The sequence below is a fragment of the Sporolactobacillus terrae DSM 11697 genome, from assembly GCF_000648615.1.
GTDB lineage: Bacteria > Bacillota > Bacilli > Bacillales > Sporolactobacillaceae > Sporolactobacillus > Sporolactobacillus terrae.
Genome location: NZ_JFZC01000055.1, coordinates 19,006 through 32,496, shown reverse-complemented (window position 1 = coordinate 32,496; position 13,491 = coordinate 19,006). Strand labels below are relative to the sequence as shown.

Annotated in this window: 8 protein-coding genes; all 8 read right to left on the bottom strand. The window is 47.3% G+C overall.

What is annotated here, in order from left to right:
* Positions 1-621 precede the first annotated feature (621 nt).
* Positions 622-1,809 (bottom strand): elongation factor Tu, encoded by a 1,188-nt coding sequence (gene tuf, locus AA84_RS0111605; protein ID WP_028977338.1) that lies wholly within the window; start codon positions 1,807-1,809, stop codon positions 622-624.
* A gap of 139 nt (positions 1,810-1,948) precedes the next feature.
* A complete protein-coding gene (fusA, locus tag AA84_RS0111600; protein ID WP_028977337.1) occupies positions 1,949-4,030 on the bottom strand; it encodes an elongation factor G in 2,082 nt (693 codons plus the stop codon).
* Between the two features lie 33 nt (positions 4,031-4,063).
* Positions 4,064-4,534, bottom strand: a complete 471-nt coding sequence (gene rpsG / locus AA84_RS0111595; protein WP_028977336.1) for a 30S ribosomal protein S7 — start codon at positions 4,532-4,534, stop codon at positions 4,064-4,066.
* Positions 4,535-4,564: 30 nt separating this feature from the next.
* Positions 4,565-4,978: a 30S ribosomal protein S12 gene (gene rpsL / locus AA84_RS0111590; protein ID WP_010026426.1), complete on the bottom strand. Its 414-nt coding sequence runs from the start codon at positions 4,976-4,978 to the stop codon at positions 4,565-4,567.
* A gap of 98 nt (positions 4,979-5,076) precedes the next feature.
* The gene (locus AA84_RS0111585; protein ID WP_028977335.1) at positions 5,077-5,328 is read right to left on the bottom strand and encodes a 50S ribosomal protein L7ae-like protein; all 252 of its coding nucleotides are present in this window, start codon (positions 5,326-5,328) and stop codon (positions 5,077-5,079) included.
* An 84-nt stretch (positions 5,329-5,412) separates the two neighbouring features.
* Positions 5,413-9,042 (bottom strand): DNA-directed RNA polymerase subunit beta', encoded by a 3,630-nt coding sequence (rpoC, locus tag AA84_RS0111580; RefSeq protein ID WP_028977334.1) that lies wholly within the window; start codon positions 9,040-9,042, stop codon positions 5,413-5,415.
* Positions 9,043-9,198: 156 nt separating this feature from the next.
* Positions 9,199-12,720: a DNA-directed RNA polymerase subunit beta gene (gene rpoB / locus AA84_RS0111575; protein WP_028977333.1), complete on the bottom strand. Its 3,522-nt coding sequence runs from the start codon at positions 12,718-12,720 to the stop codon at positions 9,199-9,201.
* Between the two features lie 169 nt (positions 12,721-12,889).
* Positions 12,890-13,486, bottom strand: coding sequence for a class I SAM-dependent methyltransferase (locus tag AA84_RS0111570; protein WP_028977332.1), 597 nt, complete (start codon positions 13,484-13,486; stop codon positions 12,890-12,892).
* Positions 13,487-13,491 lie beyond the last annotated feature (5 nt).

Genomic DNA, 13,491 nt, shown 5'->3' with positions numbered 1-13,491 from the left:
TTCTTTCGTCCATTTTTGAAAAACAGACTTGCTCCACGAAAATTTCCAGACCGCCCGCCTTGGCAAAGGAGCCGGGTGTATCTGCAACCTTCCGCATCATTGCCAAAAAACCAACTTCACTATTATACCTAAAGACTAGGCGTAAAGCAAGACGAACGATCACCTTTTTTCAGTGACTGTTACATTATAAAGACTTTCAAGCGAAAGATCAAATAATTCTTCAATTCCATGCATAAAATTTTGAATCAATGAAACAATACTTCCGTTTTGTGTAGCTTAGGCTAGCTGTCGTAAGTTTTTGCTTCTTTATAATATAAGAAAAACCGGGCAAAAAGCACCCGGTCCTTACTTCCGCAGGATGCGGTGACTTTCGCGTTGCATACAGGACGTATGCGCACTTAGCGAAAGTTCCTTTAGGAAAGTTTCTTCATACATGTGTGATGGATTCGTGTCTTTTCGGTGCTGAATCATCGCTTCGGTTGCTCGCTGGCACGCTGTTCCCGCAGGCGCCAGAGCATCTGCGCGTTGATACACGGTCTTTTGCTTGGACAAAAGCCGCACACTTTTCCTGAAACAAAAAAAGAGCCCTCCGAAGAGGACCCTTTCTTTATAAGGTTGAAATCATTCAATGATTTCAGATACGGAACCAGCGCCTACTGTACGGCCGCCTTCACGAATAGAGAATTTCGTCCCTTGTTCGATAGCGATCGGAGCAAGCAGTTCAACGTCCATTTCTACGTTGTCGCCAGGCATTACCATTTCAGTTCCTTCTGGAAGAGTAATGGTACCGGTAACGTCTGTTGTTCTGAAGTAGAATTGCGGACGATAGTTGCTGAAGAACGGCGTATGACGTCCACCTTCTTCTTTTTTCAGAACGTATACTTGAGCTTTGAACGTTTTGTGAGCAGTTACAGTACCTGGTTTAATCAAAACTTGACCACGTTCGATGCCTTCGCGGTCAACACCACGAAGCAATGCACCGATGTTGTCGCCGGCTTCTGCGAAGTCAAGCGTTTTACGGAACATTTCAACGCCGGTAACCGTTGATTTCTTAGGTGCATCAGTCAGACCAAGAATTTCAACTTCGTCACCGATTTTAACCGTACCACGTTCAACACGGCCAGTTGCTACGGTACCACGACCTGTGATTGAGAATACGTCTTCGACAGGCATCATGAATGGTTTTTCAGTATCACGAACTGGAGTCGGGATGTATTCGTCAACAGCCTTCATCAGGTCGAGAATGTGTTGTTCTTCTTCAGCATCGCCTTGCAATGCTTTCAAAGCAGAACCGCTGATAACCGGAACATCGTCGCCTGGGTAGTCATATTCGCTAAGCAGGTCGCGAACTTCCATTTCTACGAGTTCAAGAAGTTCAGGGTCGTCAACTTGGTCGGTTTTGTTCAAGAAGACAACGATTGCAGGAACACCTACTTGGTGTGCAAGCAGAATGTGTTCACGCGTTTGCGGCATCGGACCGTCAACTGCGGATACAACGAGGATTGCACCGTCCATTTGGGCAGCACCGGTGATCATGTTCTTGACATAGTCGGCGTGTCCTGGGCAGTCAACGTGTGCATAGTGACGAGTATCTGTTTCATATTCAACGTGAGCCGTTGAAATTGTGATCCCGCGTTCACGTTCTTCCGGAGCACCGTCAATGGAATCGTAAGCTCGAGCCTGAGCTTGACCTGTTTTAGACAATACCGTTGTAATGGCAGCTGTCAGGGTTGTTTTACCGTGGTCAACGTGACCAATTGTACCAATGTTAACATGGGGTTTTGTGCGTTCATAATGTTCTTTAGCCATGGATTAGTAATCCTCCTTTAATTCAATAGAAAGTTTAATTTATATGCAGTAAGAAAGTTGGCAAGCTTAGGCCGCCATCTTCCCTAGCTTACAATAAAACATGGGGTGTGACAATTCATTTAGCAAGCGGAAATGAAAATCAAGCTTCGCCGGTTGCCTTCTTAATAATGTCTTCACTGACGCTCTTCGGCACTTCTTCATAATGGTCGAATTGCATCGTAAAGGTACCGCGTCCCTGCGTTGATGAACGCAGGTTTGTTGCATAGCCGAACATTTCTGCAAGAGGAACATGGGCACTGACAACTTGAACACCTTGGCGTGCTTCCATACCGTCCACACGACCGCGGCGACTGGTGATATCACCCATAATATCTCCCAAATATTCTTCCGGCATGCTGACTTCCACTTTCATGATCGGTTCAAGGATCACCGGCGCGCAGACATTCTTCGCTGCCTTCAGTGCCATTGAAGCGGCAACCTTGAACGCCATTTCACTGGAATCGACATCGTGGTAAGATCCGTCAACAAGCGCTGCTTTCACATCGATGAGCGGGTAACCGGCCAGCAGACCGTTTTGCAATGCATCTCTCAAACCTGCTTCAACTGCAGGAACATATTCACGCGGAACAACACCGCCGACAATCTTGTTCTCGAATGTAAAGCCTTCGCCCTCTTTTTGAGGTTCGAATTCGATCCAAACGTGACCGTATTGACCACGACCACCAGACTGGCGGATGAACTTACCTTCCGCCTTGCCTGCTTTCGTAAATGTTTCGCGATAAGCAACCTGAGGGTTACCTACGTTCGCATCCACTTTAAACTCACGGCGCAGACGGTCAACGATAATATCGAGGTGAAGCTCGCCCATACCACCAATGATGGTTTGACCGGTTTCTTCATCCGTATGCGTCTTGAAAGTCGGATCTTCTTCAGCCAGTTTTGACAGCGCAATGCCCATCTTATCTTGGTCTGCTTTCGACTTTGGTTCGATGGCAACGTGGATAACCGGATCAGGGAATTCCATCGATTCAAGTACGATTGGATGATCACCATCGCACAGTGTATCACCCGTTGTCGTATTCTTCAAACCAACTGCAGCAGCGATATCGCCGGAGAAGACTTCTTTGATTTCGCTTCGGTGGTTGGCGTGCATCTGAAGGATACGTCCCATACGCTCACGATTGTCCTTCGTTGAGTTCTGTACATAAGAACCAGCTTCGATTGATCCTGAGTAAACACGGAAGAAAGTCAGCTTACCAACGAACGGATCGGTCATAACTTTAAATGCCAGCGCTGCGAACGGTCCCTTATCGTCTGCCGGACGTGTTTCTTCTTCATCTGTATCCGGAACGTTACCTTTAATTGGCGGCACGTCCAGCGGTGAAGGCAGGTAATCGATGGCAGCATCCAGTACATGCTGTACCCCTTTGTTTTTGAAAGCTGTCCCGCAAAGTACCGGATAGAATTTAACATCACAGGTTGCTTTACGAATAGCGGCTTTCAATTCCTCAACGGAGATTTCATCGCCATTGAGATATTTTTCCATGAGTGCATCATCAACGTCGGCAACGGCTTCAATGAGTTTTTCATGGTATTCTTCGGCCTGCTCTTTGTATTCATCCGGAATCTCTTCCGCATCAACAATTGATCCAAGGTCGTCTTCGTAAATGTAAGCCTGCATCGTAACCAAGTCAATTTCGCCCAGATAATTATCTTCAGCACCCATTGGCAGCTGAATCGGATGGGCATTGGCTTGGAGACGTTCATGCAGTGTTTTGCAAGAATAGAGGAAATCGGCACCGATTTTATCCATCTTGTTAACAAATACAATTCTTGGTACATGATAGGTAGTCGCTTGACGCCAAACGGTTTCCGTTTGCGGTTCAACACCGGACTGCGCATCAAGAACCGTTACCGCACCGTCAAGAACACGGAGTGAACGTTCTACTTCAACCGTGAAGTCCACGTGCCCTGGGGTATCGATAATGTTAATTCGATGGTCTTTCCATTGAGCCGTCGTTGCAGCGGAAGTAATCGTGATTCCGCGTTCCTTTTCCTGTTCCATCCAGTCCATTTGTGAGGCCCCTTCATGGGTCTCACCAATTTTATGAATACGGCCTGAATAGAAGAGAATACGCTCGGTTGTTGTCGTCTTGCCGGCATCAATGTGGGCCATGATACCAATATTACGCGTCTTTTCCAAGGAGAATTCCCTTGCCATGGTTTTCTCTCCTTCCTTTGATCTATTGTTTTATTACCAGCGATAGTGAGCAAATGCTTTGTTTGCTTCAGCCATCTTGTGCATGTCTTCGCGTTTCTTAACCGACGCACCCGTATTGTTCGATGCATCAATGATTTCATTAGCTAATCGTTCAACCATCGTCGTTTCACCGCGAAGGCGTGAGTAATTAACTAAGTAGCGAAGTCCAAGTGTCGTCCGGCGTTCCGGACGAACTTCTACTGGCACCTGGTAGTTTGAACCGCCGACACGGCGTGCCTTTACTTCCAATACAGGCATAACGTTTTTCAACGCTTGTTCGAAAACTTCCATTGGTTCTTGATTGGTCCGTTCTTTAATTAAATCAAATGCCTGATAGAGAATGGTTTGTGCCTTTCCCTTTTTTCCATCTTGCATAATTCGGTTGATCAAACGAGTGACCAATTTGGAATTATACAGTGGATCCGGCAGTACATCGCGTCTTTCGACAGGGCCTTTTCTAGGCATATTAATTCCTCCTCCCAGTTAGTTTTATAATCAAGCCTTAGGCTTCTTTGCGCCGTATTTCGAGCGGCCTTGCTTACGGTCCGTAACGCTCGCCGTATCCAAAGCACCGCGGATAATATGATAACGCACACCAGGAAGGTCCTTCACACGTCCACCGCGAATCAATACAACGCTGTGTTCTTGAAGGTTGTGTCCGATTCCCGGAATGTAAGCATTGACTTCGATGTTGTTTGACAAACGAACACGCGCATATTTACGAAGCGCAGAGTTAGGCTTCTTCGGTGTCATTGTGCCAACACGGGTGCACACGCCTCTCTTTTGTGGAGCAAAATCATCCGTCAATGATTTTTTGAAACTGTTGTAGCCTCTGTTCAATGCAGGTGCCGTAGACTTCTTAATCTTTGATTTGCGTCCGTGACGAATTAATTGGTTGATTGTAGGCATTTACCTGTTCCTCCTTTCAAAATTTCTAAATCCACTGATCCAGGCGGTTCTTTTCTCGCGCAAAAAATTGTTTTTGCAAGGTTTCCCCTGCAAAAACATCATTTTTTTATCGCAACAGCCGATGCCCCGACTTCAATGCCGCAGGCCTGACCTAATTTCTTCATTGAGGCCACTGTACTTACAGGCACCTTCAATTCTTCCGCAAGTGTCAGTACTTTATTGGTTACACGTAAATCGGCGTCTTCAGCAATAATAACCTCTTCAACTCGGTTCTCTTTTAATGCTTTAATCGCCTGTTTCGTGCCAATAATCACATCGTTCTTCGATTGCGTCACTTTTTCATAAGACATGACAATATATCCTCCAAAGTAACCAGGGTAAAAAGAACACTCAGATATAATAGCACCGGCAGTTGACTATTGTCAATGCATGAATCAACTTTCTTGGTTAATCAATGCGCCGGCTGGTTCTGCTGCAGGGTCTGCAGTGGTTGTCTGACCGTCTGTCGTCTCTACGACAACATTGCGATACTTCGGCATTCCTGTTCCTGCCGGAATCAGTTTACCGATAATTACATTTTCCTTCAGACCGAGCAATTCATCAATCTTGCCCTTAATCGCTGCATCAGTCAGCACGCGCGTCGTTTCCTGGAAGGAAGCGGCAGACAGGAAGGAGTCGGTTTCAAGCGCTGCTTTCGTAATTCCGAGCAGCACCGGATGTCCGGTTGCTGGAAGTTTACGATGCAGCAGAACATCCCGGTTTTCTTCCTTAAAGCGATGAATATCGACAAGAGCACCTGGTAATACGGAAGTATCACCACTGTCAATAACGCGAATTTTGCGCATCATCTGACGCACCATGACCTCGACGTGCTTATCGCCGATTTCAACACCCTGCATCCGGTATACTTTCTGAACTTCCCGGAGCAGATAATTTTGTACGCCTTGCAGTCCGACGATGTGGAGCAGTTCTTTTGGATCAATGGATCCACCGATCAAGGCCTGACCTGCCTTAACCTCGTTGCCCTCAGCAACTTTCATACGCGCACTGAGTGGCACCGTGTAGGTACGTGTTTCCAGCGCACCTTTAACAATAACTTCGCGTTTGTCCTTCAGCTCGGTAACTGACGTAACGGTTCCATCAATTTCCGAAATTGTAGCTTGCCCTTTAGGGTTGCGGGCTTCAAACAATTCTTGGATACGCGGGAGACCTTGCGTGATATCGTCTCCGGCAACACCACCGGTATGGAAGGTACGCATGGTCAGCTGGGTACCTGGTTCACCAATCGATTGAGCGGCAATAATACCAACGGACTCGCCGACTTCAACTTCTGAACCGGTAGCCAAGTTGCGGCCATAACACTTCTTGCAGACACCATGACGGGTTTCACAGGTAAACACCGTGCGGATTTCAACTTCAGTGATTCCGGCTTGAACGATCTTGGTAGCCGTTTCTTCATCAATTAACTCATTTTTGTTAACCAGTACCTCATCGGTGTCCGGGTGATATACGGTCTGGTTCGCCGTACGTCCGACCAGACGATCATAGAGGTTCTCAATTTCTTCTGTACCTTCACGAATCGCATGAACAACGATGCCGCGATCCGTACCACAGTCGTCCTCTCTGACGATAACATCCTGGGCAACATCAACCAAACGACGGGTCAGATAACCTGAGTTCGCCGTCTTAAGCGCGGTATCGGCAAGTCCTTTACGTGCGCCGTGAGTGGAGATGAAGTATTCCAGCACGGTCAGACCTTCACGGAAACTTGAGATAATCGGCAGTTCGATGATTCGACCGGATGGATCGGCCATCAAACCACGCATACCGGCAAGCTGAGTAAAGTTCGATGCGTTACCACGGGCACCGGAGTCACTCATCATAAAGATCGGGTTCGTCTTAACCAAGGAATCCATCAGCTTGGATTGGATGGTATCTTTTGCACCGCTCCAAATGCCGACAATGCGTTCATATCGCTCGTCTTCGGTAATCAAGCCGCGACGGAACTGTTTCGTTACTTTTTCTACATTCTCTTCGGCTGTATTCAGAATTTCTTGCTTTTCCGGAAGCACAATAACGTCGGATACACCGACTGTAATGCCTGCTTTAGTCGAATACTGGAAGCCGAGTGCTTTGAGACGATCAAGGAATTTAGAAGTCTCGGTTACTTTATATTTCTTGAAAACTTCCGCAATGATATGACCGAGATAGCCTTTTTTAAATGGCAGAATTTCATCGCGTGATGCGATCTCCTTAGGAAGATCCGTTCCCATTGGAACAAAATACTTGTCCGGAGTCGCAACTTGCAAGTTTTTATCGGTCGGCTCATTAATATACGGGAACGCCGGCGGAAGTACATGGTTAAAGATCAATTTGCCCGGTGTAGTCAGCAAGTACTGCTTATTCTGTTCTTCCGTAAACGTCGGATTATGCGTTGACGCAGCCGGAATGGCAATCCGAGAGTGCAGGTGTACATAGCCATTATAATAAGCAAGCATCGCTTCATCACTGTTCTTGAATACCTTACCTTCACCGCGGGCACCTTTCCGTTCCAGCGTCAGGTAATAGTTTCCAAGCACCATATCCTGTGAAGGCGTAACGATCGGCTTTCCGTCCTTAGGGTTCAGGATGTTTTGAGCACCAAGCATCAACAGACGTGCTTCAGCTTGCGCTTCTGCGGAAAGCGGAACGTGAACAGCCATCTGGTCACCGTCGAAGTCCGCGTTATAAGCGGTACATACAAGTGGATGCAGACGAATCGCGCGTCCTTCAACAATTCTCGGTTCGAATGCTTGAATGCCCAAACGGTGCAGCGTAGGCGCACGGTTCAGCAGAACCGGGTGTTCTTTAATGACGTCTTCGAGCACACCCCATACGTCCGGATGAATTTTTTCCACCTTACGTTTTGCACTCTTAATGTTGTTGGCAATCCCGCGGCTCACCAATTCTTTCATCACAAACGGTTTGAACAATTCCAAAGCCATTTCTTTTGGGAGACCGCATTGATACATCTGCAACGACGGACCTACGGCAATAACGGATCGGCCAGAGTAGTCGACACGTTTGCCAAGCAGGTTCTGACGAAAACGTCCCTGTTTCCCTTTCAGCATGTGAGAAAGAGACTTCAGCGGCCGGTTGCCTGGTCCGGTAACCGGTCGACCGCGGCGACCATTGTCGATCAGTGAGTCAACCGCTTCCTGCAACATCCGCTTCTCGTTCTGAACAATGATGCTCGGCGCACCAAGTTCAAGAAGACGTTTCAGACGGTTGTTGCGGTTGATGACTCTTCGATACAAGTCGTTCAAGTCGGACGTTGCGAAACGTCCGCCGTCCAATTGGACCATCGGGCGCAGTTCCGGAGGAATAACCGGCAGTACGTCTAGGATCATCCAGGAGGGTTCATTGCCGGATTCACGGAATGCTTCAATGACTTCGAGTCGTTTGACAGCACGCGTTCTTCTCTGACCTTGGACCGTTTTCAATTCTTCTTGCAGTTCATCGGATTCTTTATCCAAATCAACATCTTGCAAGAGTTTTTTAATGGATTCCGCACCCATGCCCGCTTTAAAAGTATTGCCGTATTTTTCGCGATACGCACGGTATTCTTTTTCAGAGAGCAGTTGTTTTTTCTCAAGCGGTGTGTCACCCGGTTCGGTCACCACGTACGATGCAAAGTAGATGACTTCTTCCAAAGCTCTTGGCGACATATCCAGCAAAAGGCCCATGCGGCTTGGAATCCCTTTAAAATACCAGATATGGGAAACCGGAGCAGCAAGTTCAATATGTCCCATGCGCTCTCTGCGGACTTTAGCCCGGGTAACTTCAACGCCGCAGCGGTCGCAAACGACGCCCTTATAACGGACACGTTTGTATTTGCCGCAATGGCATTCCCAGTCTTTGGTCGGTCCGAAAATGCGTTCGCAGAACAAACCGTCCTTTTCCGGTTTCAATGTCCGATAGTTGATGGTCTCAGGTTTTTTTACTTCGCCGTGGGACCAAGACCTGATCTTATCAGGTGAAGCTAAACCAATCTTCATAAATTCAAATTTATTGACATCCAGCAAGGGGGCAACCTCCCTTATATTTTCAGTGTTTGGCAAAAAGTGCCATCGCTTTTGTTCACCGAGCTGTTGTATTAGAAAAGCATTCAGGCACGCCAAGGAAAAGCCGTTCTAGCCGTTTCCTTTGTACCGAACGGATTCTATTAAGAGGTTGATTCATTAAACTTGCACATTGAGATTGTCGTCCAGCGACTCTTCTTCGTCTTCAAGCTCTTTGATTACGATTTCCGAGTGATCACCGTCGAGCACCTTAACATCCATACCAAGACTTTGCAGTTCTTTAATGAGCACCTTGAACGATTCAGGGACACCCGGTTCGGGAACGTTGTCGCCTTTGACAATGGATTCGTAGGTTTTTACACGTCCGACAACATCATCTGACTTCACCGTCAGAATTTCTTGAAGGGTGTGTGCGGCGCCGTATGCTTCCAGCGCCCAAACTTCCATTTCACCAAATCTCTGGCCACCGAATTGTGCTTTACCACCGAGCGGCTGCTGTGTAACCAGAGAGTACGGTCCAGTTGAACGCGCGTGCAGCTTATCGTCAACCATGTGGGCCAGCTTGATCATGTACATGACGCCGACTGAAACGCGGTTGTCAAATGGGTCACCTGTGCGGCCGTCATAAAGCACCGTTTTGCCATCCCGTGAAAGTCCTGCTTCTTCGAGCGTGCTCCAGACATCTTCTTCGCGCGCACCATCGAATACAGGAGTTGCAATGTGAATGCCCATTTCGCGAGCGGCCATACCAAGGTGAAGTTCAAGAACCTGCCCGATGTTCATACGGGAAGGCACACCGAGTGGGTTAAGCATGATATCCAGCGGACGTCCGTTTGGCAAAAACGGCATATCTTCTTCAGGAAGGATTTTGGAGATGACACCTTTGTTTCCGTGTCGTCCGGCCATTTTGTCCCCTTCATGAATTTTACGTTTCTGGACGATATAAACACGAACCAATTCATTGACACCTGGTGGCAGTTCATCGCCTGCCTCGCGTGTAAAGATCTTAACATCGTGCACAATACCGCCGCCGCCATGTGGTACCTTCAGCGATGTATCACGCACTTCGCGTGCTTTTTCACCGAAAATCGCATGGAGTAGCCGTTCTTCAGCTGTAAGTTCCGTAACCCCTTTTGGCGTCACCTTTCCGACGAGAATGTCGCCGTCGCGCACTTCCGCACCAACACGAATAATACCGCGGTCATCGAGGTTCTTCAGTGCATCCTCGCCGACGTTCGGAATGTCCCGGGTAATATCTTCCGGTCCGAGTTTCGTGTCACGTGCATCAGATTCATATTCCTCAATATGAATAGAGGTGTAAACATCGTCTTTCACAAGTTTTTCACTCATGATGACGGCATCTTCATAGTTATATCCGTTCCAAGTCATGAATCCGACCAATACGTTGCGGCCTAATGCGAGTTCGCCCATATCCATGGAAGGACCATCAGCAATAATCTCGCCCTTGGAAACAACATTACCGGTTTTCACAATCGGTTTTTGGTTGTAGCACATTCCTTGGTTCGAACGCTCGAATTTAGAGAGTTTATAAGTCACAACATCTCCGGCTACGTCACGTCCATCAATATTCTCTAGCGTGCGAATCTTGATCACACGGGCAGACACATATTCAACGCGGCCGCGGAACTTCGAACGAATTGCCGCTCCTGAATCACGAGCGGACACATATTCCATACCTGTTCCGACCAATGGTGCTTGCGGACGGAGCAGCGGAACCGCTTGACGCTGCATGTTGGCACCCATCAACGCACGGTTCGAGTCGTCATTGGCAAGGAAAGGAATACATGCCGATGCAACTGAAACCACCTGCTTTGGCGATACGTCCATGTAGTCGACGCGTTCCTTATGAACAACCAGGTTCTCACTTCTGAACCGGGCGAGAATATGATCTTCAAGAAATTCTCCGTCATCGCTCAGCTCAGCGTTTGCTTGAGCAACAACATAGTTATCCTCTTCGTCGGCGGTTAAGTAGTCAATGTGCTCGGTAACCCTTCCGGTTTCTGGATCAACACGGCGGTATGGCGTTTCAATAAACCCGTATTTATTGACACGTGCATAACTTGACAACGAGTTGATCAGTCCGATATTTGGGCCTTCAGGCGTTTCAATCGGGCACATACGGCCATAGTGCGAATAGTGAACGTCACGGACTTCCATGCCGGCACGTTCACGCGTCAATCCACCAGGTCCAAGCGCTGACAGACGGCGCTTGTGGGTGAGTTCGGCCAGCGGGTTGGTCTGATCCATGAACTGTGAAAGCTGTGAACTTCCGAAGAATTCTTTGATCGACGCAATAACCGGGCGAATATTGATCAATGCCTGCGGCGTAATGCTGTTCGTATCCTGAATCGACATACGTTCACGGATGACACGTTCCATTCGCGACAAACCGATCCGAAACTGGTTCTGCAGCAATTCGCCTACTGAACGCAGACGGCGATTTCCCAAGTGGTCAATGTCATCGGTATCGCCAATGCCGTGAAGCAGATCAAAGAAATAGTTGATTGAAGAAAGAATGTCGGCAGGCGTAATGTGCTTGATTGATCGGTCAATCTCGCAGTTGCCCATTACACTGACTACCTTGCCCTTATCTTCTTCAAGAGGTGAGTAAACATCGATCTTTTGTACACGGATCGTTTGACCGGCAATAACGCCTTCAGACGGTGTATAGTCAACAAAGCCTAACTTTTTCTCAATCGTCGGCAAAAGACGGTCAAGTGTCCGGCGGTCAAGAAGTGTGCCTTCATCAGCAACAATTTCTCCCGTTTCCGGATCAACCAGTTTCTGTGCGAGTCTCTGGTTGAACAATCTATTTTTGATGTGGAGCTTCTTATTCATCTTGTAGCGGCCGACATTCGCCAGATCATAGCGTTTCGGGTCGAAGAAACGTGCTTCAAGAAGACTTTTCGCATTTTCTACGGTTGGCGGTTCGCCCGGACGCAGACGCTCGTATATTTCAACGAGTGCTTTATCCGTGCTGTCGGTGTTATCTTTTTCCAAAGTGTTTCTCAGATATTCGTCTTCACCTAGAAGATCGATAATCTCTTGATCCGTACTAAACCCAAGAGAACGCAAAAGAACCGTTACAGGGACTTTCCGCGTACGGTCAATTCTCACATAGACAACATCTTTGGCATCCGTTTCATATTCCAGCCAAGCGCCTCGGTTTGGAATAACCGTTGCACCAAAGCCTTTTTTTCCGTTTTTGTCAACTTTGTCATTAAAGTAAACACTTGGCGAACGTACCAGCTGGGAGACGATGACTCGCTCAGCCCCGTTAATAATGAAGGTACCGGCTTCAGTCATTAATGGGAAATCCCCCATAAATACTTCTTGTTCCTTTACTTCGCCTGTTTCTTTATTGATCAGTCGCACCTTTACGCGAAGCGGTGCAGCATAGGTTACATCGCGCGACTTTGATTCGTCAACCGAATATTTTGGTTCTCCCAAACTATAGTCGACGAATTCCAAAATCAGATTACCTGTAAAGTCTTCCACCGGAGAAATGTCTTGAAACATTTCCCGAATTCCTTCATCGAGGAACCACTGATAGGAGGCGGTCTGAATTTCAATAAGATTAGGGAGTTCCAGCACTTCTTTAATCCGAGCGTAGCTCCTGCGTTGGCGGTGGCGTCCGTATTGTACGAGTTGACCTGTCAACTATTTCACCCCTCAAATCAAGCATATTGAAAAAATCGGCAAACCATACTTCTTGAGCTTACCGCAGTTCAAAAATTATTTGATTAGCATTCCCTAAAAAGGAAATACTTATACCTACAAATTTACCCATGTTAGCATTAAAACATAATATCACAGAGGGTATATGTTGTCAATCTTTTCTTGCACACAAAATATAATAGCCTTTTTTCTTTGCCGCAACGTCTACACGATCAAATAAAGATTGCAGCATTTTTAGTGCAGACGGCGCTCCCTGCTTCTTTTGAATAACGGTCCATAACTCACCGCCATGTTTCAAAAAGCAATGGGCATCGCGAAAAATTTGATGCACAACTTGTTTTCCGGCACGGATTGGCGGATTCGTCACAATTGCTGCAAAGTCGCCCGTCACCTTTTCGAATAGTGAGCTCTGCAAAACAACAGGATTCACTTGATTTTCTTGGGCATTCTTTGCTGCCAGCGCAACCGCGCGCTCGTTAATATCAACCATAACCACGTCTCGATCGGGAAAATCCCTAGCTAAAGCAATGCCAATCGGACCATAGCCGCACCCCATATCCAAAAATGCCCCGGAAATTTGTGGTTCGTAAAACGTTTCAATCAGTAGTGCAGAGCCAAAATCAATCGCATTTTTTGAAAAAACACCGGCATCGGTTGTAAACACAAAATTGTGCTGACGCAATGTCGCGCTCAGTGAATGAGGATTGCTTTTCACATGAGGGTGCTCTGAATAGTAATGTTCTGTCAACTCAA